Below are 24705 nucleotides of genomic sequence, written 5' to 3' on the forward strand. Positions count from 1 at the left end.
GCCGGGTGGTCCCCGGTGCTCAGCCGACCGGTGAGTGCAGATAGCCGACCGGGTCGGGCAGGCATCTGGGGTCTTCCCAGAGCAGCGCCAGGTCGTACGCCCAGTGCGGCTCGGGACCGTCGTCCGCGTACGCCGTCTCGCGCAACTCATGAATGTGCGTGGGGAGTTCGGAGGGCGGCAGATCCGCCAGATGGGCGGCCAGCCGGTCCAGGAACGCCTCCCCCGCGCAGTCCTCGCGCGCCTCGCCCCGGTGCTCATCGCGGCAGCCGCCGCGCGGCCAGAGCATCACCGGGACGGCCGCGTTCAGGCCCGCCCGGAACAGTCGGCGGGTGGCCTCGGCGCGCGGCGGGGAGGCGAAGCCCACCATCTCGGCTCCGCGCCGCAGCCCGATGGTCAGCCGGACCGGATCCTGCCCGAGGGACCCGCAGCCGATGCGGTGCAGCCGCGCCGTGGGCTGCCCGTCGAGCCGCTGCCACTTCTGCAGCAGCTTGTGCTGGAGACCGCCGCTGCGCCGCCGTTCCAGGTCCATCACCACAAGGGGTGCGAAGGCGCCGAGCGGACTGTCGTCGTCGGTGCTGCGCTGCCAGTGCGCCACATCGGTGTTGAGCCAGCGGCGTGGCAGCACGAAGGCGATCAACTCGCGCGCTCCCGGCTCCAGTTCGCGATAGGCCTCGTCGATGCGCTCCAGCGCGTAGGCGCGCACCCGGTCGGCGGGCAGGACGCGTGAGCCGACGACGCGGCGGTGCCGGCCGTTGTACGCGGAGACCTCGACGAGGAACTGGTGGTCGCCGGCACCGCTGGGCGCGATCTCCACGAGGATCGGCGACCAGGGCGGGGACCCCGCGGCGGGTGGCCCCGCGGGGTCCACGGGTGGCCGGGGGCGCCGGTCGTACGCCCGGGACGGCCAGGACCGCAGCGCGCCCCGGGTCTGCGCGTCCTCGGTGAAGTCGGCGAGCCGCGCGGCGAACCGGGCGACGGCGCCGGTGTCCGGCACCTCGGAGAGCAGATACCAGGCCGCGTCCCACAGCGACCGGAACCGCTCGCGCGGCAGCGGCGGTCCGAACGGGCCCACGGCATCGCTGTACAGCCGCTCCGGGCTGCACTCGGGCCGTCCGTCGAACTCCGGAGCGCGCGCCAGCACCAGCTCCCGCAGCCGCTCCTTCTCCGCCCGCCCGTACTCCGGTGTCGGTATCAGCTCGCCGAGCCGCGGCCAGTAGCGGGCCATGATGTGCGCGGGCAGCATCCGTCCGTTGCGGATCCCGGGGTCACGCGCGGCGGAGGACACCATGCCCACCACCCGCCCGGAGTCCGCGAGGGTCACCGCCGCGCCGCTGAAGCCGGGTGCGAGCGGCTGCCCGTACCCCGCCCACGCCTCCAACTGGACCCACTCGCCCGCAATCAACTGATCGGCGGTGGCCCGGTATTCGGCGAGGGTCCCCTCCTCGTAGCCCTTGGGGAAGCCGTACGCCACCAGTCTGCGCCGGGCATCGCCGTAGGCGTCCGAGGGCGCCGCGAACCGCGCGGGCTCCAGCGGGACGGAACGGTCGAGTTCGAGGACGGCGACATCACCGGAGGCGTTGTCGTGGCCGTCCCAGCCGCCGTGCGCCACGACCTTCGCGGGCAGGGCGTGCTCCTCGCGGGCGAAGAAGACGCGCACCTCCGCGCTCCCGCTGCGCGCCACCACGTGCGCGCAGGTCAGCACGTGCCGCTCGGTGACGAGGAAGCCCGCCCCGGTCTCCCGCCCACAGGTGATCCTGGCCTGCCAGGAGGCGCTGCTCATGACCGCGCGGCTGTCCCCGACACCCCGGGCGCCGCCCCGTTCCCGGGCGTGCCCCCCGTCCCGTGCGTCGTTCCGGAAGCCGTGTCGAGGCCGGACCGGGAGCCGTCCTGCCCGGACCCCTCCGGCTTCCACGAGAGTTTGACCACCAGGTGGCCCTCGACCGCGCTCTTCGTGATCAACGCGCCCGCCTCCGCGCTGAGTCTGACCCCGAACTCGATCTCGACGGAGTCGGGCCGCAGGCTCCCGTCGCGGAACACCCGCAGCGCCGAGTGCGCGGCGGCCCGTACGCCCTCCAGCGCGCCCTCGAAGGTGCGTGTGGCCCGCACCGTGCCGTCGTCGCGGGACACGAGCCGGGAACCGGATCTCTCGTCCACCGCCTCCACGACGACCAGCGCCCCGTCCTCGGTCTCGAACTCCACCAAACCGTCCATGGCGTGCCCCCGTTGTCCGTGACGTCCGATCACCGACATTGTTCCGGACGGCAGTTGGGGCTGTCCCGGTTTCTGCGGCTCGTACCCGCATGTCCTGGCGGGAAGCCGCCAGGGCGCCTTCCCGCCAGGTTCCGTCAACACCCCCGCAACACAAGCCCCCCGACACTCTTCGCAAGCCCCGGGCGCCACCCCTGTCCGGCGCGGGAACGGCCGATGAAGAGAGGGCACGAATGACCAGAGGACCAGTGAGACGTCCGGCGGCACTGCTGTCGGCCGGGCTCGTGCTCGCCCTGCTGCCCATGGGGCAGGCGGGCGCGCTCGCCCCCCGAGGCGCCGCGGACACCGGAGACACCGGCACCCCGGCGTCGACGCGAGCCGCCGACACCGCCCGCACCGCCCGCACCGTCACCCTCGTGACCGGCGACAAGGTGACCGTCACCGATGTCGGCGGTGGCAAGAAGACCGTCTCGGTCGTGCGCCCCCGCGGGGCCACCGGAGCCGTGCGCACCCAGGTCGCCGACGGCGCCGTCACCGTCGTACCGGACGAGGCGCTGCCGTATCTGCGGGCCGGCACCCTGGACCGGCGGCTGTTCGACGTCAGCGAGCTGATACGCCAGGGGCTCACCGACCGGCAGACCGGTGAGCTGCCGCTGATCGTGACGTACGACCCGAAGGCCCGCGCGGCCGTCCCCGGTGGCGCCGAACGCACGCGCTCGCTGCCGAGCATCCGCGGCGCGGCCGTCGACGCGGACAAGGGCCGGACCTTCTGGAAGGCGATGACCCGGCAGACCGGGATCGGCAAGGTCTGGCTCGACGGGCGCGTCAAGGCCGACATGGCCGAGAGCAACGCGCAGATCGGCACGCCGAAGGCCTGGGAGGCCGGGCTCACCGGCAAGGGCGTGACCGTCGCCGTACTCGACACCGGCGTGGACACGAGTCACCCCGACCTGGCCGGCCGGGTCACGCAGACCAGGAGCTTCATCGACGGACAGGAGGTCGCCGACCGCAACGGGCACGGCACGCACGTCACCTCCACCATCGGTGGGGACGGCGCCGCCTCCGACGGCAAGGAGAAGGGCGTCGCCCCCGAGGCCACGCTCGCCGTCGGCAAGGTGCTCAGCGACGAGGGCTCCGGCAGCGAGTCGCAGATCATCGCCGGCATGGAGTGGGCCGCGCGCGATGTGCACGCCAAGGTGATCTCGATGAGCCTCGGCTCGTCCGAGCCCAGCGACGGCACCGACCCCATGGCCGCGGCCGTCGACACCCTCTCCAAGGAGACCGGCGCCCTCTTCGTCATCGCCGCCGGCAACACCGGCACCCCCTCCTCCATCGGCTCGCCCGGCGCCGCCGACTCCGCGCTCACCGTCGGCGCCGTGGACTCCGCCGACGAGGCCGCGTACTTCACCAGTGCCGGACCCCGCTACGGCGACAACGCGCTCAAGCCCGACCTCTCCGCGCCCGGCGTCGGTATCCTCGCCGCCCGCTCCCAGCTCGTGGACGGCAGCGGCTACTACACCTCCATGAGCGGTACGTCGATGGCGACACCGCACGTCGCGGGCGTGGCCGCGCTGCTGGCCCAGGAGCACCCCGACTGGACCGGCGCGCGGCTCAAGGACGCGCTGATGTCGACGTCGAAACAACTCGACGCACCCGTCTATCAGTTGGGCTCCGGCCGGGTGAGTGTCCCGGACGCGATCGACGCGAGCGTGACCGCCACCGGCAGCGCCGACCTCGGCTTCTACGGCTGGCCCTACGAGGACGACAAGCCCGTCACCCGGACGCTCACCTACACCAACTCATCCGACACAGCGGTGGAGTTGACGCTCGCCGCGAAGGGGGCCGCCGAGGGTGTCGCCACCCTCGCCGACACCGCGCTCACCGTGCCCGCGCACGGCACCGCGTCCACCACGGTCACCGGCGACGTGTCCAAGGCGCCGGTGGGCGACACCTCGGGGCAGATCGTGGCCTCGGCGGACGGCACACCGGTGGCGCACACCGCGTTCGGGCTGGTCAAGGAGGAGGAGCGGTACACGCTCACGGTCCATGTGAAGGACCGGGACGGCGCCCCGGCCGCGGCCTACCTCGCCGTGCAGCGACTGGCGCAGGACGCCGAGGCGTACCCCGCCTCCGTCGGAGACTCCGGGACCCTGAAGCTGCGGCTGCAGCCCGGAACGTACAGCCTCACCTCGTTCCTCGACGTACGCGGCAGCCACGGCGCCGACTCGCTCGGCATCGGCTTCCTCGCCGCACCCCAGATCACGCTCGACCAGGACCGTGAAGTCACCCTGGACGGCCGGGCCTTGCGGGAGATCACCGCGAAGGTCGGCCGGCGCACCGAGACCCGGCAGCTCGTCATGGAGTACGACCGCGACGGCGGCGGCTCCGACCTGTTCGGCGCGGTCCAGGTACCCGTCAAGTACGACAGCGTCTTCGCCGCGCCGACCCCGAAGGTCACCGAGGGCACCTTCGACTACCGCACCGTGTGGCGCCTCGGGAAGCCGCTCCTCGACGTCGTGGGCGTCGGGGCGGCGCTCGCCCAGCCCGGCGGCACCCTGATCGAGGGCCGCAGCAGGCTGCCGCTGGTCGACGTCGGGGACGGGCCGTTCACCGGGGTGAGCGGCAAGGCCGTCCTCGCCCGGCTCGACGACGGCGTCGACCCGGCCGCGCTCGCCCAGGCCGCCCAGGACGCCGGCGCCAAGGCGCTGTTCGTCACCGACGACACACCGGGACGCCTCAACGCCTGGTTCGGTACGGACGACAACGCGGACCGGCCGCTGCAGATCGCCACCGTCGACGCGGCGGACGCGGCACGGCTGCGCGCGACCCGGACCGTCGACATGACCGGCACCCGCAACACGCCCTACGTGTACGACCTTTCGCACGGCTACAAGAACGCCGTCCCGGACCGGGGCCTCACCTACGAACCCGGCCGCCGCGATCTGGCCGTGCTGGACGCCAGGTTCCACGCCGTGAAGCCCGTCTCGGGCAGCGAGTTCCGCTACTCGATCGCCGACCCCTTCCCCGTCGGCCTCGGCTTCCAGGAGCGGATCGACTACCCGGCCGAGCGGACCGACTACGTCTCCACCGGCCCCGGGCAGACCTGGGCGGAGTCCTCGTACGTCGGGGACGGCACGCTGGAGGAGCGCAGCGGCCTGGTCGCGTACCGGGGCGGTAGCCACGAGACCCTGAACTGGTTCAAGCCCGTCTGGCACCCCTGGCTCGGCACCGGACTCGGCTGGGGCCAGCAACGCGCGGGCAACCAGATCGAGTTCAACACCCCCGGCTGGGGCGACTCGGGGCCCGACCACACCGGATTCGGTGACGTGTGGAGCGAGGACACCGGGATGACGCAGTTCACCTCCGTCTACCAGGACGGTGTCCTGCTAGCCCGGCGGCAGAGCTCCGCCGGATACGTCTGGGACGCGCCCGCCGACGAGCACACCTACAAGGTCGTCACGGACACGACCCTCGACCCGGAGCGCTGGAAGCTCTCCACGAAGGGTCACACCGAGTGGACCGTCCGCTCGGCGGCCACCCCCGAGGACCACTTCACCTTCCTCCCGCTCATCAACCTCGGCTACGACATCGACACCGACCTCGCGGGTGACGTGCGCGGCGGCCGGGTCCCGGTCGGCATCCACGCCGAGTACGTGAAGGGCGCTCCGGACACCGGCACGATCGGCGGCGGAAAGCTGGAGGTGTCCTACGACGACGGGACGACCTGGAAGGCCGTCCCGCTCACCGGCCGCGGCGGGGCCCGCTGGAACGGCACGCTGGACGTGCCGCGCGACGCCCGGTTCGTGTCGCTGCGGGGCTCCGCCCGCGACGACCGGGGCGCCACGGTGAGCCAGGAGACCATCCGGGCGGTGGGCGTCCGGTGACCGGCCGCCGGGCGGCGGGCTCCCCGGGGGAGAGCCCGCCGCCCGGCACATCACCGCCGCCGTCCGTTCATCCGCCGTGGCGGCGGTGCGTGATGCCCCGGATCACTCCCAGGTCCAGCAGGTCCTGCGGGCGGAGCCGGAGGTGGCCGGCGGTCGCCCGGACCTCGTCGGCGGGCCGCTTGAGGATCGCGGCCGCCGACTCCGGCGCGATGACCGAGAAGTAACTGTCCGGCGTGGCCCAGGTGTTGCCGGGAGCGGCCAGCGCGAGCGCGCCGCCCGAACCGCCCTCGCCGATCACCAGCGTGGTGACCGGCGTCCGGGCGGCGGCCACCGCCGCGAACAGGTCCGCGATGGCCGCACCGGCCCCCTGCCGCTCGGCGGCCGCGTCGTTCGCGGCGCCCGGGGTGTCCACCAGCGTCAGGACCGGGATGCCGAGCCGGCCCGCCAGCCGCACCAGCCGGGCCGCGGTGCGGTACCCGGCCGGACGCGTCGGGGTCCCGCGCTGGGCCGCGTACGCCACGGTCCGCCCGTCGCGCGCGCGGCCGAAACCGCACACCACGCCGTCGTCGGTGCCGCCGCAGCGGTCGCCGCCGATCGCCGCGCGGCGGGTGAAATACGCGTCCAAGTAGGCGTCCGCACGAGGGCGTTCGGGAGAGCGGGCGCGCTGCACCGCGTCCCAGCCGGTCGCGGGCAGGTCGCTCGCACCGCCCAGCGCGGACGGGACGGGCGCGGGGTCGGCGGTGGGCCGGGTGAGCAGGTCCAGCCACAGGGCGAGCGCCTCCCGCAGCCCGTCCCTCGGCACCAGGGCGTCGACCGACCCGGCCGCCACCTGCGCCTCGGCCGTGTACGCGGCCGGGTCCGCGTCGGGCGGGCGGACCCGGGAACCCGCGAAGGCGACCTGGGCGCCTGGCAGCGCCAGGGTCACATCGGCCCCCGCGCCGAGCGTGGCCCAGCCGCCGCCCGTCGTCGGGTCCCTCAGGACGGCGATCTGGGCCAGCCCCGCCTCCCGGGTGAGCGCCGACTGCCGCGCCACCCGCTGGAGTTGGGTCAGCGCGAGCATGCCCTCCTGCATCCGGCTGCCGCCCGTGGCGACGAGCGAGACGACGGGCAGGCGGTGGGTGCGGGCGTAGTCGTAGGCCGCCTCCAGACGGTCCCCCGTGCGTTCGCCGAGGGAGCCGCCGAGGAAGCCGAACTCGAAGGCGATCAGGACGGCGGTGACCGGACCGAGCGGAGCCCTGCCGTCGATCGTGGTGCCGAAGCTGGCCGTCCCGAAGGTCGCGGTGCCGCAGACGACGGACTCCTGCTCGCCGGTGCGGGCCGCGGCGCGCGCCCGCGCGTCGTCGTACCCCACCCAGGAGAGCGGGCCGTCCGGCGGGAACTCCCCGCCGGGAGGGGGTAGTTCGCCGAAGCTGTCGGTGACCAGGGCGATGGCCTCGCGGGCCGAGATCCGTTCAGTCACGGGGCAGCGCCCGCTTCAGGATCTTGCCCATGTCGTTGCGGGGCAGCTCGGCGAGGAAACGTACGGTACGAGGTCGTTTGTGCGGGGCGAGACGACGGGCCACATGGTCGGCCAACTCCTCGGCGGACGGCGGCGCCTGGGGATCGAGCGGGACGATCCAGGCCGCCACGCGCTCACCCAGGTCGGCGTCGGGCTCCCCGGCGACGGCGGCCTCGCGCACCCCGGGGTGTTCGAGAAGCGCGTTCTCGATCTCGCCCGCGCCGATCTTGTAGCCGCCGCTCTTGATCAGGTCGGTGGCCTTGCGGCCCACGATCCGGACCGAGCCGTCGGGGTCGACGACCGCCATGTCGCCCGTACGGAACCAGCCGTCCCCGGTGTACGCGGCGGCTGTGGCGTCGGGCCGGTTCAGGTACTCGGTGAAAAGGTTCGGCCCGCGCACCTGGATCTCGCCGACGGTCTCGCCGTCGTGCGCGCCGGTCGGGGTGCCGTCGGCCTCGTACCCGGCGATCGTCGTCCCGTCCTCCTCGACGAGCCGCAGACCGACACCGGGCAGCGGCACGCCCACCGTGCCGGGCCGGATCACCCCGTCCGCCCGCACGCTCGTGTTCATCAGGGTCTCCGTCATGCCGTACCGCTCGACGACCCCGCGCCCGGTCGCGGCCGTGATCCGCTCGTGGTCGTGCGGGGGCAGCGCCGCGGAGCCCGACACGAGCAGCCGCGCCCGGCCCAGTGCCTCGGCGAGCCCGGGTTCCCCGGTGAGGGCCTCGGCGAGCCGGTGGTACATCGTCGGCACCCCGAACAGCATGGTCGCCCCCTCGTTCAGCTCCCGCGCGACGCCCTCCGCGCTGAAGCGCCCCAGATGCCGTACCGACCCGCCGCGCCGCAACGGGCCCAGGATGCCGAGGATCAGCCCGTGCACATGGAACAGCGGCAGCCCGTGCACCAGCACGTCGTCGCCGGTCCACTGCCAGGCGTCGGCCAGCGCGTCCAGGGTCGAGGCGATGGCGCGGCGCGGGATGACCGCGCCCTTGGGCGGCCCGGTGGTCCCGGAGGTGTAGACGACGAGGGCGGGGGCGGTGGGATCGGTGACTCCGCCGGGGGCTCCGGGCGAGCCGACGGCCCCGGCGACACCGGACGCGTCCGGTCCGGAACGGTCGAGGCCGGAGGGAACGGCGCCCGCTCCGGTGCCGGTGCCGGAGGCCTCGATCTCTGTCCCCGTGCCTCCATCTGCCCCTACCCGTACCCCTACCCCTACCTCGACATCGATGCGGTCCAACGCCTGGAGCGGAGCCGGAAGCCGTTCCCCCCTGGCCGTCAGCACCAGGGACGGCGCGCTGTCGCCGAGAATGTGGCCCAGTTCCGCCTCGCCCGACTTCGGGTTCAGCGGCACGGCGGGTACGCCGGCGAGCAGCGCGGCGACGACCCCGACGGCCGTCTCCAGGGTCGGTGTCGCCCAGACGGCGACCCTCCCGGCGCCGTCGAGCCGTGCGGCCAGCGCTCTCGCCGAGGCGGCCAGTTCCGCGTACGTCAGGGACCGATCGCCGAAGCGCAGCGCGGACCGGTCCGCGACCGAACCGCTCACCAGGGCCGGGAAGAGGGAGAACACGGGGACTCCTTGCCGAGAGGACCTCATCGGGACGGACAGCCTCTTCCTACACGATGGGGCTCCTTGTCCGGGTGGTCGGACGCCCGTCCGCGCCGAGGACGTGGAGGGGGAGCGCAGGCGTCGTAAGGATCGTTCCGAAACCGGGAACGATCGCTCGGGAACCGTGGCGTGGACGGACCCGGCCACGTAATGTCGGCCTCGCGTCACAACTTGATGAGTCAACTGCCGGGAGATCTTTGGTGAGTGAGTCCCCGCCGCTCCTGCCCGAGACACTCGAACGCCTCGGCGCGCGGAGCGTCAGGCAGGGTCCGGACGGAGTCGTCACCCTCGCCCCGCCGGGCACGCGGCCGGCCCCGTGCGGCCGGAAGGTCCTCGTCGGCATGGGCGAAGGCCTGCCGGACGGTGAGGGGGCGCAGCGATGACGGTGAAGCCGGGCGGGGCCGTGGGAGGCCTCCTGGCGGCACTGCGCCCGCGCGGCACCCGCTCCGAGATGCGGGCGCTGGCGATGGAGTTCGGCAGGGTGCTCCGCAGAAGGATCGATACGCCTGTCGACGTGCGCGAGTTGGCGCGGGTCCTCTGCGAGGAGATGAGCCGGCGGCGCGGCGGACGTCCCGTCCAGCTCCGTTTCGAGCGCTTCCCCGACGAGATCGAAGTCACCGGCCTGTGGATGGAGTTCAACGACTTCGACCTCGTCATCGTCGAGGAACGCGCCGAGACCGTGCAGCAACTCGTCATCCTCGGACACGAGTTGTGGCACATGAAGGAAGGGCACCGCGACCACCACGTGGACGGCGCGACGGCCGTGGCGCGGGCGGCGCTCTCGGACCGTTCCGGCTGGCGTGATTCCGGGGAACACGCGCCGTTCCGGCCGGAGGTCGCCCGCGCCGTCGCCGCCCGCGACGGATCACGGCAGGCCGACGAGGCGCAGGCCGAGGCCTTCGGCCTGCACCTGGCGAGCGTCTTCCGGTCCTGGCTGACCGCTCCGGACGGCGGCGGCCCCGTCGACCCGGTCGGCCGGGCCATCGAGACCTCCCTCGGCTACCGCAGGCCCCACGACTGACCGGCGCCACGGGACGGACCGAGGCGCCCGGGACCGGCCTGCGGACCCGGGAGCGACCTGCGCACCGGGGACCGGCCCGCGGAACCGGGATCGGGACCGGGACCGGCCGATCCGCTATCCGGCCGGACGGGCGGCCTCGACCACGTCCGCGACGACACAACTGACGTTGTCGGGCCCGCCGGCCTCGTTCGCGGCCCCGACCAGGGCCCGGACGGCCGCGTCGGGGTCGGGGGCCGAGGTGAGCAGGCGCGTGATCCCCTCGTCCGGTACGACGGTGGAGAGACCGTCCGAGCAGAGCAGGTAGCGGTCGCCCGGCAGCACGTCCTGCAACCGCAGATCGGGCACGGACGCCTCGGCGCCCAACGCCTTGAGCAGCATGGCGCGCTGAGGATGCGCGGTCGCCTCCTCGGGGGTGAGACGGCCTTCGTCGATCATCGACTGGACCACCGTGTGGTCGTGGGTGATCCGGAACAGCCCGCCGTCGCGGAGCACATAGGCGCGCGAGTCCCCGATGTGGACGAGCGCGAGCTGGGAGCCGGTCCACACCAGGGCCGTGAGCGTGCTGCCGGTGCCGTCCCCGTCCGGATCCTGTGCCGTGGCGTGTCGCGGCACGAGGTCCGCCACGGCCCGGGCGGCCCCTTCCACGGCGTCCTCCAGCAGGTTGAGCACGCCCCCGGCCGACAGCGGCTCGTCGTCCAGGAACGTGAGGGCCCGCACCGCGGCCGTGCTGGCGGGCGCCCCGTACGGCCCGCAGCCGTCGGCGACCGCGAGGACACGGGCGCCCGCGTGGACGCTGTCCTGGTTGGCGTCACGGACCAGACCGATGTCGGAGAGAGCGGAACAACGGAGTTCCAGCATGCTGGTGTCCTTCCCTGGGGACGGCGACAGATGGTCCACGAGGAACGCCGCCAGATCCCGGCGGGCGGCCGTCTCGGCCTCGACCTGGGACCAGTACGCGCGGATCTCCCGCGCGGCCGGCCCCGGTTCCAGGGCGCACACCCGCCGGATCCGGGCGAGCGGCATGCCGAGCCGCCGCAGCCACGCCACCAGCCGGGCCTGTTCGAGCTGCGCCGCCGCGTAGTACCGGTAACCGGTTTCGGGGTCCACCCGGGCGGGGCGCAGCAGCTCCAGTTCGTCGTAGAGCCGCAGCGCCTTCGGCGACAGCCGGGAGGCCTTCGCGAAGGCCCCGATCGTCAGCATGTCCATCCGCCCACCCCTTCCCTCCCGTGCCGGGCCGTTCCTCGTCACGTCACCGATGCTGGGCCCTGCCCTTTGGTGAAGGTCAATACTGACTCGGCCGGGGGCGGGGGCGGTTGTTAGCCTGCGGCGGGGTTGTCCCCGGTGGCGTGCCGGTCCGGTGCGTCCGAGGCCGTCGGCCGTACGCGGGTGGCGTACGCCGTGTCGCAGGAGGATGGAGTCCGTCGTGGCCCGTATCGCGCTCGTCACCTACGACCCGGGCGAGGAGCCCGGCGCGGACCGGGACCTGCCCGTGCTCAGGGGAGCCCTGGAGGACGCCGGGGCGGCGGCGGACATCGTGCACTGGGACGATCCCGGGGCCGACTGGGCCGCGTACGACCTGGCGCTGATCCGCTCGACCTGGGACTACAGCCGCCGGGTGGCGGAGTTCGTGGCGTGGGCGGAGCGGTGCGCGGGGCTCACGCGGCTCCTGAATCCGGCGCCGGTCGTGCGGTGGAACACGGACAAGCGCTACCTCGGGGACCTGGCGGACGCCGGGGTGCCGGTCATCCCGACCCGGTACCTCGCGCCGGGGGACCCGGTCGAGCTGCCCGGCGATCACGAGTTCGTCGTGAAGCCCACCGCGGGGGCGGGGGCGCGCTATGCCGCCCGGTACACGCCCAAGGAGCGGGAGACGGCCCTCGGGCAGCTCGCGCGGATGCACGCCGAGGGGCTGACCGCGATGGTCCAGCCCTATGTGGCGAACATCGACACCGGGGGCGAGCGGGCGCTCCAGTTCTTCGGCGGACGGCTGCTGCACGCCAGCCGCAAGGGAGCCGTACTGGAGCCCGGCACGCCCTACGACGGACCGAAGACCCCGCACCCGCGGCTGGAGGCCTGGGAGCCGACCGAGGCCGAACAGGCCGTCGCCGAAAGGGCGTTGGCCGCCGTCCCGGGAGGCGCGGAGAGCGTGCTCTACGCCCGGGTCGACCTCGTCGACGGCGACGAAGGCGAGCCCAGGGTGATGGAGCTGGAACTCGTCGAGCCGAACCTCTTCCTGTGGCTCCACCCGGAGTCGCTGCCCGTCGTCGTGGACCGGATCCTCAAGGCCGCCGCCTCCTGAGCGCCCCGTCGGCCGTCCCGTCCGCCGTCCCGTCCGCGGTTCCCTCCGCGCCCTCCCGAACGGACCGCTCGGGAGGCGCCGGTACGGGTCCCTTGACGCCCACCCGTTGCAGCAGCCCCCAGGTGAACTCCGCCGCGCACACGTGGGGCACGCCCGAGGCGTCGGGGGCCGTGAACGCCAGACCCCAACGGGTCGGGGCCGTGCCCTCCAGCGGCCGGGCGGGGGCGAACGCGCGAGCCGTCTCGTCGACCGTGCAGGACCAGGGCGTCAGGTCCTCCAGGGTCTCCAGTACCGGGCCGGGGGCGCCCGGAGCGCGTACCAGCCATTCGTTCCACACCACGCCGTTCGGGGCGAGCAGCACCTCGAAGCGCAGACCGGGCCACAGGGGCACCGGCCACCGCAGGGCCTCGCAGGTCAGATCGCCGATCCGGCGTTCCCGCGCGGACTCGGGGGCGCCGAGGACCGAGCGGTAGCGGGAGGCGGCGGACCGGGAGCGCGGGGCGCGCAGCATCGCCTGCCAGCGCCGGTTCGCCTCGCGCATGTCGGCGATGGACACCCCCAGTTCATGACGGGCGCCCTCGACCAGGTCAGGGTTGTGGTCGGCCATGCGGCGCAGCAGGACCAGCTGGAAGTCGAGCGGGGTGAAGGGGGTCGCGGGGCGTTTGGCCGGCATGGGACCCAGTCTCGCTCACCCGGCCCTCGCCCGGACGGCGCCCGTCGGGCAGGAACAGCACCGAGTTGACGTACCGGGGTCCGCGCGGCGGGAGCACCCGGCGCAGCAGACCCTGTGCGACGACGTACGACATCCGTGCCTGGTGCGCCTCCAGCGAGAAGGAGGCGAGCGGCACCCAGTCGGCGCCGGGCAGCACCCAGCCCGTGTACCCCTGCTCGGCGAGCCGCTCGACGACCGGGGCGACCGGCTGGATCCGGGACTCCAGTTCGATGAACAGGGCGGGGCGGTCGCGGGCCAGCAGGTCCCGGGCGCCGCGCAGCACCGCGGGCTCGTTGCCGTCCACGTCGATCTTGACGAAGCCGACGTCGCTCAGGCCCAGGCCGTCCAGGGTGAGGCAGGGGACCTCCAGCGCGCGGGCGTGGATGTCCCGGCGGACGAGTGAGGACACGCCACGGTCACCGGCGTCGTCCGCGGGCAGCCACAGCAGGGCCGTGCCCCGGTGGTCGGAGGCGGCGGCCCGGATCACGCGCACGTTGTCCGGAGCGGCCGACGACAGCAGGCGGGCCAGGTGCGGCACCGGTTCCACGGTCACCACCCGGCGGGCCAGCGGGGCGAGGCGGCGTGTCCACGGTCCGTACCAGCCGCCCACGTCGACCGCCGTGCCGCAGCCGGGCGGACACAGGTCGGCGAGCCGGGCCAGCTCGGGCTCGAAGCGCGGATAGACGAACCGGGCCGTCGCCGCGACCAGGCGTGTGGGGAGGAAGGGAGCGAGACGGGCGGCGAGGGTCCTGGCCGGCCGGCCGTCGGCCGATCCGCTCATGGCGCCATCCGCCGGAGAAGTTCCTGGTGTTCGTCCTCCGTCACCTGCTCCCCGGAGGACGGCAGCAACTGCGGGATGCCGTCCACGACGGGGTAACGGCGGCGCAGCCGGGGGTTGTAGAGCACCTCCTCGGACGAACGGTCCTCGGACGAACGGTCCTCGGACGAACGGTCCTCGGACGAACGGTCCTCGGACGAACGGTCCTCGGACGAGCGGTCCTCGTCCGGCGGTACGAGATGCAGCGGCCCCTTGTCGAGCGGACAGGCGAGGATTTTCAGCAGCGGGTCGTCGGGATTCATGGTGGCGTCAACTCCTTGACATCGATGGGGGGTTGAGGTGCCTCGTCATGCTTGGGCATGGCGAGCAGCACGGTCACCGCGAGAACGGTGCCGGCCAGCCGCAGCGCGAGCCGGACCGGATCGTGAGGCAGCGCCTCGCCGAACGTGAGCGTGCCGAGCACCGCCGTGAACAGAGAGGTCACGGTCGTGCAGACCGGCACGATCAGCGAGGCCCGGCAGCGCTGCAGCGCCGCCTGCGACATGACCAGACCGAACGCGCCGGTGAACAGCAGGAGATAGGGGTACGGGGAGCGCAGCAGTCCGACGATCGCGCCACCGGGGTCACCGGTCGTCAGCCGGCTCGACACCCCTTTGACGGCCAGCGAGCTCACCCCGTACAACAGCCCCACCGCCACGCCGTATTCGACCCCGGTGCTCGGCATCCGGTGCCGGTGCCGGGAGCGCCGCTCGGCCGCCCCGTACAGCCAGACCCCCAGCGCGAGCGAGGGCAGGCAGACCGTGAGGACCAGCGGTGCCGGAGCGCCGCGGCCGACCGTGTCGGAGCCCTCGCGCAGGGACAGCACGACCATCAGCAGGGCCAGCAGGATCGCGCCGAGCGCGTACCGCTCGCGGCCCGTCGTCTCCTCGCCGAGCAGCCGGGAGGAGAGCAGTACGAGGAGCACCAGTCCGGAGACGAAGATGCCCTGGGCGGCGGCGATCGGCAGGGTGCGGTACACGGCCAGTTGCGCGCCGAACCCGGAGGCCAGCGCGAGGGAGCCGCCGATCCACAGCGGGCTGCCCAGGACCAGGCGCACCAGTCGGGCGGGGCGGTGGACGTCCACCTCGGGCAGGGACGCCAACGCACGTTTCTCCAGGACGAATCCGGTGCTGTACAGGACGTTCGCCAGCAGAGCCGCGGTCACTCCCCACCACATGGGCTACGTCCTTCGCGCGTGCAGGAGCAGGATCGAGGACAGGGAGGGCACCGCACAGGCCACCCGGTCCAGCGGGCGCAGCGGGCGCGGTACTCCGTGGAAGGGCGCGCCCGCCAGCCGGACGATCTCGAATCCCGAGGCGGCCACGAACTCCCGTAACGCGCGGGCCGTGCAGAGCCGCAGATGACCGACGACCTCCCGCCCGGGACGGCCGTGCACGGCACGCAGGCTCACCTCGGAGAAGACGGGCTGGACACCGGCGAGCAGCAGGCCGCGGTTGTACCAGGCGGCGAGATTGGGGGTGGACAGCATCAAGTGTCCGCCGGGACGCAGGACTCGGCGGATCTCGTCCAGCGCGCCGTCCGGGTCCACCAGATGCTCGATCACCTCACTGAAGAGCACCGCGTCCGCCGTGTCGGCCGCGAACGGCAGTCCCTCGTCGGCGAGTTCACCGCGAACCACGTACGGGACACGGGTGCGGGCCCGGCCGAGGGCGTCCTGCGACCAGTCGACGCCGACCACGCGGTGCCCGGTGAGGAAGGGCGCGGCGGTCGCGGCGGCGGTGCCGTCGCCGCAGCCGATGTCGAGCACGGTCCTCGTGCCCGCCGTCGCCGGGCCGAGCGCCGCGGCCAGCATCCGCGCCTGGCGCAGGCTCCGCGCTGTTCCGGAGGCGACGGGAACGGCGGGGTCCTCGTAGAAGTCCCGAAGTCCGCGAGGGAAGCGCGCCGTCGAGGCGGGCCCGGCGGCCGGTGTGGTCGAGGCGGACGGAACGGAAGGGGTGGAGGGAGTGGAGGGAGTGGAAGGGGTGGTCCTGGTGGGCTCGGGCGTGGTTCTCGTCGGCTTCGCGCCGGTGGTCATCCGCCGGTCGCCTCCCTCTCCTCCGTCGCGTGCAGATAGTGCTCGAAGAGATCACGGAGATGGGCTCCGTCGCCGTACCCGAGCAGGCTGCGCGACCAGCGCAGCGAAACGTGCAGACGGCCCGCGGTGGACGCGGTCGTGACGGTCAGTCCGCGAGGGGTGCGGGCGGGGGCCGAGAACCAGACCGCGTGGGCACGGCCCGCCTCCTCGCCGAAGTCGAGCGCGTACGGGATGCGGCCGATGTTGCTGAGCAGGACGGTCGACGTCCAGGGTCCCGCCGTCCTGCGCAGAGCCCGGGTCACCGCGGCGCGCCAGGCCACGGGCATCACTGGAGCCGTCAACAAGGCTGCGGCGTAGCCGAGTTGGGGTCGCTCGACGGACTTCAGGGCCCGGGTGCGGGTGGCGGTGCGGCGCAGCAGCTCGGGCATCCGGGACGCGTCCACCTCCTCGGGAGCGAACGTCACCTCGACCAGCCGGGTCCCGTTGCCGATCGGCATGTCCGTGCCGCGCGGCCGGTCGTCGACCGGCATCGTGACGCGCAACGGGCGCGGACGCGCGCCGTGTTCCCGGTTCCAGTGGGCGACCGTCAGCGCGGTGGCGGCCATGAGCTGGTCGTTCACCGTGTAGGGGGACCCCTTGGGGCGGCGGGGCACACCGAGCTCGGTGACGATCAGGCCGTTGCCCGGGGAGGTCTCGGGGCTTCCCGGGGCGACCCGCGCGGGCGGGGTCCAGGTGGAGGGGGCGGCGTTCCCGTCCCCCGGTTCCGGGGTGTCCCGAGTGCGCGAGGGCGGCGCGGAGGGGGCGTTGTCCCGTCCTCCGTACAGCGTCGCCGCGGTGGCGAGCACCCGCAGGCAGGCGGGCCCGTCCAAGGCGGTGTGGTTGATGGTGAGGACGAGGACGGTGCCTTCGCGAACGGGCGCGGGTGCGCCTTCGGCCGTGCCGGTGCGGGCCGGCGCGGGCGTGCTTCGGGCCGTGCCGGTGGGGAAGGGGTCGCGCACCGCGTCGGGCGCCTCGCTTCCGGCCGCCGGGGCCGCCCCCTCCACCACCTCCAGGCGGATCGGCGGGGACGCCGACAGGGGCGGGGCCTCCTGGAGGGCCCTGGTCCGGGCGGCCCGCAGGGCGTCCGGCCCCGGTGGAGGGAACGACACCACCCGCACGTCCGGTTCCGCGGTCAGCTCCCATTCGTAGCGGCGGCGGTACCAGGGCCCCGGAGCCTCGCGCATCAGGACGCGCGGATGACGGCGCAGGGCCTCCGCGAACGCGGCCGTCAGACGTGCCCGGTCGAGCGGGCCGGGGAGATGGACCTCGATGTGGACGGTCTCCGGTTCCGCCTCCTGGAGGCAGTGCCGGGAGACCTCGTCCACCACCGGGAACGGAACGCGTACGCGGGGTCCCGAGGGACCGCCCGTGCCGTCCCGTGCCGGATGCTCCACCGTGGTCATGCCGACGTGTCCTTCCCTGTGTCGTCCTCGGGCTCCTCGGGCTCCTTGGGTTCCTCGACCCGGAACCTCGGCTTGCGGAAGGCGATCCGCGCGGTCGGTGGATCGGGCTCGGCCCGGAGCGCCCCCGGCCCACGCGCGGAAACAGTGGGCCCGGAGACAACCCCGCCCCCCGCTCCGGCCTGGGTTCCGGTCCCGGCCCCGCCCCCGGTTCCGGCCTGGGTTCCGGTCCCGCCTCCGGGCTCGGGTGCCCCGCCCTCTCGCCCGGCGGACGCGACCTCACGCCCCGCTGTACCGGCTCCGGGGTCCGCCGTGCCGGGGCCCGGGTACGGCGGACGAGCACCCGGGTCCGGTGTACCGGCCCCCGGGTCCGCCGGGCCGGCGCCAGGGTTCGGCGTACCGGCTCCCGGGTCCGCCGTCCGGGTACCCCGGCGAGCCCGGAACCCGGCCGGCAGGGTTCCAGGGCCGCGTGTCCCGCCGCGTACTCGTCTCGGCAGCGGGGCCGTCGGGGCCCCCGACGCGTCCGGCGGCGGCCACCCGGGGGCGGCGGGCACTCCCGGTCCGCCTGGCTCCCGTACGCTCACCAGGCCGGCGAACAGGCCGGTCAACGCCAGGAGTTGGGCGGCCGGACCGAAGGCCCCCTCTCCCGCCGAGGCCGGCGATCCCGCACCCGTCGCGGCGGCGATGCCCGCCCCGGCGAGCGCGAGGAACGCGATCGGCACGAGCAGTGTGTGGCGGCGGCGGGCGAGCAGGGCCAGGGCCGGGACCAGCAGGGCGAGGAAGCCCGCGACGAGGATGCCCACCAGGGTGAGGGCCACCAGCCCCGGCCAGAATCCCGGCAGTGGCGGCACGGGCTGCGGTTCGTCGGGGTTGGGTGCCCGGCGGCGCCACAGGACGAGGCCCGCCAGTACGACGACGGCGACCCCGCCGCCGATCAGCCCCGCCTCGTACGTCGTGGCGGGCTGGTACGACAGCCTGACCGTGCCGCCCGCGCCCGACGGGATCCGCCAGCCCTGCTGCCAGCCGTCGAGCCGTACCGGTGTGAGTTCCCTCCCGCCCAGGGTGGCCTTCCAGCCGTCGTTGAAGTTCTCGTACGTCGTCAGGTACGAGCTCGCGCCCGCGCCGACCGTCACCTCGCGGCGGTCGCCCAGCCAGTCCCGTATCCGCAGCGCCCGGCCGGAGGTGGTGGCCTCGGCCGGGGTCCCGCGGGTCAGCGTCACGTCCGTGACGGCCAGTGGCCCGCCGTCGCCCGCCTCGACCCGGTGCGACCCCGCGGAGAGCGGCAAGCCGGTCGCCGCACGGCCGTCCTGGCAGAGCGTCACCTCGACGGCCCGGCGCTCGACCAGGTCCTGGACCCTTCCCTTCGCGCTCGTCGCGTACAGCTTCCCGTCGACCGCGACGACCGGACCCTTCCCGCACGGGAGCGAGAAGGGGCGGGTGCCCGGAGGCTGCGGGGTGCGGTACCGGCCGAGCGCGGGGATGTACGCCTCGGTGAGGCCGACCGGCAGTTGCAGGTCGGCACCGACCAACGGGTTGTGGAGGGTCAGGGGCGCGGTCCGGGTGACGGTGATGTCGAGGTGGTCGGTGGTGATGGGGTCGAAGCGGGCCCAGCCGAACTCGTCGACCCCGGCGACCGCCGCGCCGTCCGGCGAACCGATGTCGATCTGCGTCGGACGGGTCGACAGTCCGCCCGCCGGGGCCAGCACGATGGACGAGACGGGCCGCTTGCCCGGCCAGCTCAGATGGATCGTCGGGTTGCCGCCCGCGATCCACGCCGTCGTCAGATCACCGTCGGTGAGGTTGCGCGCGGACAGACCCGCGCCCAGCTTCGCCGTCGAGTCCGCGGTCGCCGTGATCCGGTTCCGCTGCCCGGGCGCGACCTCGTAGAGCAGTCTGTCGAGTTCCTCGCCCGGCACGGGGACGGCGTCCGCCTTCATCGTGTACGTCCCCGGGACCGAGGTGGAGAAGAGCCGGTGCAGGCCCGCCTCGGTGCCCGTCGGGGACAGACCGGTCGGGTCGGTGGAGCGGTGCAGCGAGACGATCTCGGCGGAGGCGTCCGCACCCGAGGCGTCCGTGGGGAGCTTCAGCAGACGGGTCACCCGTACATCCGGCAGCGCGATCTCGGAGAAGCCCGCGCCGGTGAGTCCCGCGTGCTGTCCGGTGGACGCGATGATCGTGATCTTCAGCCAACTCGTCCCGCCGGGACGTGCCTTGACGGACTGCTTCATGCCGTTCGGCAGGAGGTAGCTGGTGGCGGAGCCCCTCTCCGTCTCCACCCGGACGCGGGTCGCCGCCGAGCGCACCCCGTCCTGTGCCAGCGGGATCACGTCGAAGGACGTGGGCATGTCCACGGAGCGGTCGAAGCGGATCCGCAGCCACTGGCCGTTCGCCGAGCCCGCCGCTCCCTCGGCCCACGCCGTGTCCGGGTTGCCGTCGAAGGCGTTCACCGGGTCGTACTGCGGGAGATGGAACAGCCAGTTGCCACTGGACGAGGCCGTCACCGAGCGGGCGCCGCGCAGCTCCGCGACGGTCTGGTGCGTGACACCCCTGGCCGGGAGGATCTGCCGCGGGTTCTCGCCGGGGTCCTGCGCACTGCCGACGTCGTTGCGCTGGTCGGGCGTGTACGTGTACGAGGTGTTGGCGTCGACCAGACCGAAGCGGGTGTCGGCGCGGCGCAGCCCGTCGCCCACCACCTGGACCGGCGCGGTGCCGAGACCGGGGTGGCCGTCGCCGGTCAGTACGGCGGCGCGCCCCCGAAGCGCGGGGTCGGCGGCCAGCGGGAGCAGCGACTCGGGCCCGCCGGAGACCACGGCGGTGTCGGCGACCGGCTTCAGTCCGGCCTGCCCAGGCCGTGGAACGGTTTCGTCGGTCGGCTCGTAGATCTCCACGGCGCGCTCGCGCGGATAGAGGCCCTCGACCTGGAGCGGGGTGTGGTTCGCGATCCGGCCGCCGGTCGTCACCGGCCCGAATCCGTCGACCCGCCGGTACCCGGACTGCTCCAGGGTCCGCCGCACGGTCGCGGTCGGGACGTAGCCGATCTGGCCGGGGTCGAGGTCGTTGCGTACGACGACGTAGTAGAGGCCGGCGCGGCTCAGATAGTCCGCGAGCCCTGGGACGTCGCCGCCGGTCAGCAGTGCCTGCTCGACCGCGTCCATGGCACGCCGGTTGCCCGGGGTGCCGAAGGGGACGTAGTCCCGCTCGGCCCAGCGGGAGTCCGCGAGCACGTCGAGGGGTTCGTCGATGGGGGAGCCCCAGGTGTAGATGCCGTGCGCGGTGGCGGGGACGACGAGGGCGCGGGAGTCGGGCGAGTACTTCTTGAGCCAGTCCGCGGTCGTCCGCCAGTAGCGGGGGAGTTCCTGGAACGAACCCGGTTGCAGGATCGACCCGTTGAGATAGGGCCAGGCCAGTCCGGGCAGGACGAGGACCGCCGCGATCAGCGGGGCGAGGCGCCGGCCCCGTACCGGACGGGCGCCGTGTGTCCGCGTCGCGACGTCCACCAGATGCGCGAGGCCGAGGACGAGGGCGAGCGCGAGGCCGGTCTGGAACTTGTAGATGTTGCGGAAGGGGACGAGCGGACCGTCCAGCCAGTCCCGCGCCACGCCGTGGAAGGGTGCCCCGAGCGAACCGCCGTACCCGGCAAGGGTGATGAGGGCGACCGACAGGACGGTCAGCACCAGCCAGCGGCGCTCGGGCATGTCACGTCTCGCCAGGCCCGCGAGCCCGAGTCCCGCCGCGAGGGCGGAGCAGACGATCACGATCACCGAGGACGCGACGGACCACCCGGCCGGCAGCCAGGCCTCGCCGAAATGCAGGTACCCCACCCAGTTGCCCGCGCCGCGCAGTGCCTCGGTGGCCGACATGGTGGCGGTCGTGGTCTGTGAAGTCTCTATGTAGGGAAGGAAGTTCTCGCCGTAGACGCCCAGCAGCAGCAGCGCGATCCACCACCAGGCCGTCGCCAGGACCACGCCGGGCACCCACCAGGAGATGAGCTTGCGCTGCCGGGGCCCGCGCGGGCGGGACAGCAGGTACAGCCCGACCGGCAGGAGCGAGGCCAGGGTCGCGGCCGCGTTCACCCCGCCCATGAAGGGGACGACCAGGGCCGAGCGCAGGGCCGCGATCCGGGCGCTGTAGCGCTCGTTCGTCAGGGGCAGCAGAACCCAGGGGAGGAGGGCGCCCGGGAGCGCGGCCGCCGAGGTCGAACCGACGACGGTCGTGAAGAGCGGCCACAGCGCGTACGCGACCGCCGCGAGCAGACGGGACGCGCCGCTGCCGGTCCGCAGCCGCTCGGCCAGTCTGAGCGCGCCCCAGAAGGCGACGGACACGATGACCGACAGCCACAGCCGTTCCGACAGCCACACCGGCAGACGGACCAGCCGGCACAGCCCGTAGTACGGCAGCATCGGCCAGGCGTAGCCGACGTACTGGTCCTGGATGCCGCCGAAGCCGCCCCGGTCGTGCCACAACTGGCCGAGATCGGAAAGGAATTGCCAGGGGTCGAGCGCGACTCCGAGCTTGGTGTCGAAGGTGGTGCGCCCGGGGTGGACGGCCAGGAACAGCACGAACACCACGGCCCAGAAGCCCAGCAGCCACCGCCGGGAGCGCGGCCCCTCCGGAGGGCCGGACGTGCCGGTGGCGGGGCGGACCGCTGCCGGGGGAGGAGCCTGGACCGTGCTCGTCATGGTGGACACCGCCGGAGGATGAGGAGGAGGTTCCAGGTGGCGAACTCGCGCAGCCCCGGCGCCTTGGCGACGGCTTCCGCGAGGAAGGGCCAGTAGCGGGAGCGGGCCGAGACGATCGTGATGTCGTCGCGGGCGCGCACCTGCCGCAGGGTGGTGCCGATGTGCACGGCGAAGAGGTTCTCGCCCAGGGTGTGCTTGGCGGGTCTTCCGGTACGGCGCCGGTAGCGGGCGCGCGCCCGTTCGGCGCCGAAGTAGTGCCAGGGCGCCCACTCGTGACCGCCCCACGGGGACAGCCAGTTGGTGAACGACACGTAGATGAGGCCGCCCGGACGGGTCACCCTCACCAGTTCGCTGAGGAACGTCTGCGGATCGGCCACGTGCTCAAGGACGTTGGAGGAGAAGCAGACGTCCGCGACCCCGTCCGCGAGCGGCATCAGATAGCCGTCGGCGACGACGGCCTGGGCGGGCGGCTCCGGGCCGAGCTCCCGGCGGTCGGGCTCGAAGAGATAGGCGTGGGCTCCGCGCCGCCGGAACTCCTCGGTGAAGTAGCCGCCGCCGCCCCCGATGTCCACGACCGTACGGCCCTCGACGGCGCCGTACGCCGCTTCGACCTGGTCGGCGGCGTCCCGGGCGAGCAGCGTGTAGCAGGCCCCGGGGTCGTCCCGCTCGTGCAGAAAGGCACGGAAGAGGGCGAGCGACCTCCGTACGGAGGGATCCTTGGGACCGGCGCGGGTCCCGCCGTGGGCCCGGGTCCCGTCGCCGGCACCCCCGCCCGAACGGCCCCCCGCCCCGGCCCCACCCCCGACGCCGACACCGGCACCCATGCCCGCGTCGGCCAGGTCACGGGCACCCATGCCCGCGTCGGCCGGGCGCCTCGCGCCGGTACCGCTACCCGCGCCGGAACCGTTACCCGCACCAGTGCCGTTACCCGCGCCGGTGCCGTTGCCCGCGCCGGAACCGCTACCCGCGCCAGAACCGCTACTCGCGCCAATGCCGTTGCCCGGGCCGGTACCGCTACCCGCGCCGGTGCCGCTACCCGCACCAGTGCCGTTGCCGGCGGACGGCTCGGCGTCCGGCCGGACGTCTCCACCGGTGGGCCCGGTGTCCGTCACGGCGCCCAGTCCCTCACCGCCTCCACGGCCACCGCTTCGAACCGGCGGACCGTGTGGTTCCAGCGGTAGCGGGCCGCGTGGTCGCGGGCGGCCCGGCCCATCAGGGCGCGGTGCTGGCCGGACAGGGCCAGGGTGCACCAGGCCGCCGCGAAGGAGGACTCGCCACGGGCGAGCACCCCCGTCTCGCCGTCCACGACGGAGTCCCGCAGGCCGGGTACGTCGAAGGCGACGGCCGGGGTCTCGCGCGCGGCCGCCTCGGTGACCACGAGGCCCCAGCCCTCGACGGCGGACGGGTGCACCAGCAGCCAGGCGGCGCACAGCAGCCGGTGCTTCTCGGCCTCGGAGACATGGCCGGTGAACTCGACCCCGGAACCCGCGAGTTGTGCCAGGCGCTCACGCTCGGGACCGTCGCCGATGATGACCAGCCGGCCGCCGGTGACCGGGCGGACCCGCTCCCACAGCCGCAGCAGCAGATCGATCCGCTTGTACTCCACGAGCCGTCCCATCGCCACGAACAGGGGCTCGGGCGAGCGCGCGGACCGCGGCCCCGGCTCCTCGACCCCGTTGTGCACGACCCGGATGCGGTCCCGCTCGACCCCGATCGTGTGCAGGGCGTGCGCGGTCGACGGCGAGACGGCGACGAGCAGGTTCCCGCGCTGCGCACCGGCCAGCGCCCAGTGTTCGAGTCTTCGGCCGATCCGGGCGGCGGGCGCCAGCGGCCCGCCGAACCGCATCGGCCAGAGATCCGTGTGCACGTGGTTGACCAGGCAGAGCGTGGGACCGCGGTGCCACAGGGGTGCCAGATAGGGCAGCCCGTTGCAGACCTCGACGAGCAGGTCGCAGTCGCCGACGCGGCGGTGCAGGGCCGGCCGGGCGCGCAGGAAGTGGCCCAGGTCGCCGCCCGCCGAGACGACCCGGTAGTCGCGGAAGGACGCGGGGCCACCGCACAGCAGGGTGACCTGGTGGCCCCGGCGGGTCAGCCCCTCGGCCAGCCGGTCGACCAGGAGTTCGGAGCCGCCCGCCGCGGGATTGCCGAGATCGCGGCGGGCGAGGAAGACGATGCGGCGCGGGTGTGGGGGGAACGCCGGAGGGTACTGCGCGGGGCGCGGGGACGCGGTGCGCAGCGGGGACGGCACGTGCTGGGGCATGGGTGCTCCAACTCGTCTCGGGGTGCGGAACTCGATGTGGGGGGTGGGACGGGGCGCGGATCGGCGGTGATCGTGCGGCCCCGGGTGCTGTCGGGTGGGTGGAGCCGGGGGGACGCCCGGCGGTCGGGGTGCGGGTACTTGCCGGCGCGGGGCTGTGGGTGGGTTGTGGACGGGCTGTGTTCGGGTGGGGCTGGACAGTTTTCGCCGAGCCGTTCGCGTCGGCTACTCACCGGCGTGACAATTTCGG

General features: G+C 73.9%; 17 protein-coding genes and 1 pseudogene. 4 read left to right on the plus strand and 14 right to left on the minus strand.

Annotation, left to right across the window (positions count from 1 at the left end; translation table 11 throughout):
- Window positions 1–19 precede the first annotated feature (19 nt).
- Both OHT01_RS27025 and OHT01_RS27030 read right to left on the minus strand, forming a co-directional pair.
- Entirely contained in the window at window positions 20–1780 is a 1761-nt protein-coding gene (locus tag OHT01_RS27025) for a VMAP-C domain-containing protein (RefSeq protein WP_328555706.1), read from the minus strand.
- On the minus strand, window positions 1777–2211 hold the full coding sequence (locus OHT01_RS27030; RefSeq protein WP_328555707.1) for a CU044_2847 family protein: 435 nt from the start codon (window positions 2209–2211) through the stop codon (window positions 1777–1779). The genes OHT01_RS27025 and OHT01_RS27030 overlap by 4 nt, the downstream gene beginning before the upstream one ends.
- Before the next feature lie 230 nt (window positions 2212–2441).
- Here OHT01_RS27030 and OHT01_RS27035 point away from each other — a divergent pair, with 230 nt between their 5' ends.
- Window positions 2442–6092 (plus strand): S8 family serine peptidase, encoded by a 3651-nt coding sequence (locus OHT01_RS27035; protein WP_328555708.1) that lies wholly within the window; start codon window positions 2442–2444, stop codon window positions 6090–6092.
- Window positions 6093–6159: 67 nt separating this feature from the next.
- Here OHT01_RS27035 and OHT01_RS27040 read toward each other — a convergent pair whose 3' ends face one another.
- Both OHT01_RS27040 and OHT01_RS27045 read right to left on the minus strand, forming a co-directional pair.
- Complete coding sequence (locus OHT01_RS27040; protein WP_328555709.1) at window positions 6160–7551, minus strand: carboxyl transferase domain-containing protein; 1392 nt, start codon at window positions 7549–7551, stop codon at window positions 6160–6162.
- Window positions 7544–9157 (minus strand): acyl-CoA synthetase, encoded by a 1614-nt coding sequence (locus tag OHT01_RS27045; protein ID WP_328555710.1) that lies wholly within the window; start codon window positions 9155–9157, stop codon window positions 7544–7546. Before OHT01_RS27045 ends, OHT01_RS27040 begins: the two co-directional genes overlap by 8 nt.
- A 239-nt stretch (window positions 9158–9396) precedes the next feature.
- Here OHT01_RS27045 and OHT01_RS27050 point away from each other — a divergent pair, with 239 nt between their 5' ends.
- Window positions 9397–9579 carry a hypothetical protein gene (locus OHT01_RS27050; protein ID WP_328555711.1) on the plus strand — a complete coding sequence of 61 codons (183 nt, stop codon included), beginning with the start codon at window positions 9397–9399 and terminating at the stop codon, window positions 9577–9579.
- Entirely contained in the window at window positions 9576–10217 is a 642-nt protein-coding gene (locus OHT01_RS27055; protein WP_405917205.1) for a toxin-antitoxin system, toxin component, read from the plus strand. The genes OHT01_RS27050 and OHT01_RS27055 overlap by 4 nt, the downstream gene beginning before the upstream one ends.
- Window positions 10218–10331: 114 nt before the next feature.
- On the opposite strand, the gene OHT01_RS27060 is transcribed toward OHT01_RS27055, so the two are convergent.
- Complete coding sequence (locus tag OHT01_RS27060; protein ID WP_328555712.1) at window positions 10332–11423, minus strand: MerR family transcriptional regulator; 1092 nt, start codon at window positions 11421–11423, stop codon at window positions 10332–10334.
- A 217-nt stretch (window positions 11424–11640) separates the two neighbouring features.
- Between OHT01_RS27060 and OHT01_RS27065 the strand changes: the two genes are divergently transcribed.
- On the plus strand, window positions 11641–12516 hold the full coding sequence (locus OHT01_RS27065) for an ATP-grasp domain-containing protein (RefSeq protein WP_328555713.1): 876 nt from the start codon (window positions 11641–11643) through the stop codon (window positions 12514–12516).
- An 88-nt stretch (window positions 12517–12604) separates the two neighbouring features.
- Here OHT01_RS27065 and OHT01_RS27070 read toward each other — a convergent pair.
- The 9 genes and pseudogenes from OHT01_RS27070 to OHT01_RS27110 form a co-directional block, all read right to left on the minus strand.
- Window positions 12605–13189 (minus strand): annotated as a pseudogene (locus OHT01_RS27070) (hypothetical protein); the annotation flags it as partial.
- Entirely contained in the window at window positions 13104–14009 is a 906-nt protein-coding gene (locus OHT01_RS27075) for an FkbM family methyltransferase (RefSeq protein ID WP_328555714.1), read from the minus strand. The pseudogene OHT01_RS27070 and the gene OHT01_RS27075, both read right to left, overlap by 86 nt.
- Window positions 14006–14308, minus strand: coding sequence for a Trm112 family protein (locus OHT01_RS27080; protein ID WP_328555715.1), 303 nt, complete (start codon window positions 14306–14308; stop codon window positions 14006–14008). Before OHT01_RS27080 ends, OHT01_RS27075 begins: the two co-directional genes overlap by 4 nt.
- Window positions 14305–15210 (minus strand): hypothetical protein, encoded by a 906-nt coding sequence (locus OHT01_RS27085; protein WP_328558279.1) that lies wholly within the window; start codon window positions 15208–15210, stop codon window positions 14305–14307. Before OHT01_RS27085 ends, OHT01_RS27080 begins: the two co-directional genes overlap by 4 nt.
- A 15-nt stretch (window positions 15211–15225) precedes the next feature.
- The gene (locus tag OHT01_RS27090; protein ID WP_328555716.1) at window positions 15226–16080 is read right to left on the minus strand and encodes a class I SAM-dependent methyltransferase; all 855 of its coding nucleotides are present in this window, start codon (window positions 16078–16080) and stop codon (window positions 15226–15228) included.
- Entirely contained in the window at window positions 16077–17522 is a 1446-nt protein-coding gene (locus OHT01_RS27095) for a condensation protein (protein WP_328555717.1), read from the minus strand. Before OHT01_RS27095 ends, OHT01_RS27090 begins: the two co-directional genes overlap by 4 nt.
- On the minus strand, window positions 17519–22198 hold the full coding sequence (locus OHT01_RS27100; protein ID WP_328558280.1) for an alpha-(1->3)-arabinofuranosyltransferase: 4680 nt from the start codon (window positions 22196–22198) through the stop codon (window positions 17519–17521). The genes OHT01_RS27095 and OHT01_RS27100 overlap by 4 nt, the downstream gene beginning before the upstream one ends.
- A complete protein-coding gene (locus OHT01_RS27105) occupies window positions 22195–23052 on the minus strand; it encodes a class I SAM-dependent methyltransferase (RefSeq protein WP_328555718.1) in 858 nt (285 codons plus the stop codon). The genes OHT01_RS27100 and OHT01_RS27105 overlap by 4 nt, the downstream gene beginning before the upstream one ends.
- Before the next feature lie 254 nt (window positions 23053–23306).
- Window positions 23307–24458 (minus strand): glycosyltransferase family 4 protein, encoded by a 1152-nt coding sequence (locus OHT01_RS27110; RefSeq protein ID WP_328555719.1) that lies wholly within the window; start codon window positions 24456–24458, stop codon window positions 23307–23309.
- Window positions 24459–24705: the final 247 nt, after the last annotated feature.

Origin of the sequence: Streptomyces sp. NBC_00358, from assembly GCF_036099295.1 — a bacterium.
GTDB lineage: Bacteria > Actinomycetota > Actinomycetes > Streptomycetales > Streptomycetaceae > Streptomyces.

Excerpts from the sequence above, each read along its gene's own strand:
- OHT01_RS27025 (WP_328555706.1), bottom strand. The coding sequence starts at position 1,780 with ATGAGCAGCGCCTCCTGGCAGGCCAGGATCACCTGTGGGCGGGAGACC.
- OHT01_RS27030 (WP_328555707.1), bottom strand. The coding sequence starts at position 2,211 with ATGGACGGTTTGGTGGAGTTCGAGACCGAGGACGGGGCGCTGGTCGTC.
- OHT01_RS27035 (WP_328555708.1), top strand. The coding sequence starts at position 2,442 with ATGACCAGAGGACCAGTGAGACGTCCGGCGGCACTGCTGTCGGCCGGG.
- OHT01_RS27055 (WP_405917205.1), top strand. The coding sequence starts at position 9,576 with ATGACGGTGAAGCCGGGCGGGGCCGTGGGAGGCCTCCTGGCGGCACTG.
- OHT01_RS27060 (WP_328555712.1), bottom strand. The coding sequence starts at position 11,423 with ATGGACATGCTGACGATCGGGGCCTTCGCGAAGGCCTCCCGGCTGTCG.
- OHT01_RS27075 (WP_328555714.1), bottom strand. The coding sequence starts at position 14,009 with ATGAGCGGATCGGCCGACGGCCGGCCGGCCAGGACCCTCGCCGCCCGT.
- OHT01_RS27080 (WP_328555715.1), bottom strand. The coding sequence starts at position 14,308 with ATGAATCCCGACGACCCGCTGCTGAAAATCCTCGCCTGTCCGCTCGAC.
- OHT01_RS27090 (WP_328555716.1), bottom strand. The coding sequence starts at position 16,080 with ATGACCACCGGCGCGAAGCCGACGAGAACCACGCCCGAGCCCACCAGG.
- OHT01_RS27095 (WP_328555717.1), bottom strand. The coding sequence starts at position 17,522 with ATGACCACGGTGGAGCATCCGGCACGGGACGGCACGGGCGGTCCCTCG.
- OHT01_RS27100 (WP_328558280.1), bottom strand. The coding sequence starts at position 22,198 with ATGACGAGCACGGTCCAGGCTCCTCCCCCGGCAGCGGTCCGCCCCGCC.
- OHT01_RS27105 (WP_328555718.1), bottom strand. The coding sequence starts at position 23,052 with ATGGGTGCCCGTGACCTGGCCGACGCGGGCATGGGTGCCGGTGTCGGC.
- OHT01_RS27110 (WP_328555719.1), bottom strand. The coding sequence starts at position 24,458 with ATGCCCCAGCACGTGCCGTCCCCGCTGCGCACCGCGTCCCCGCGCCCC.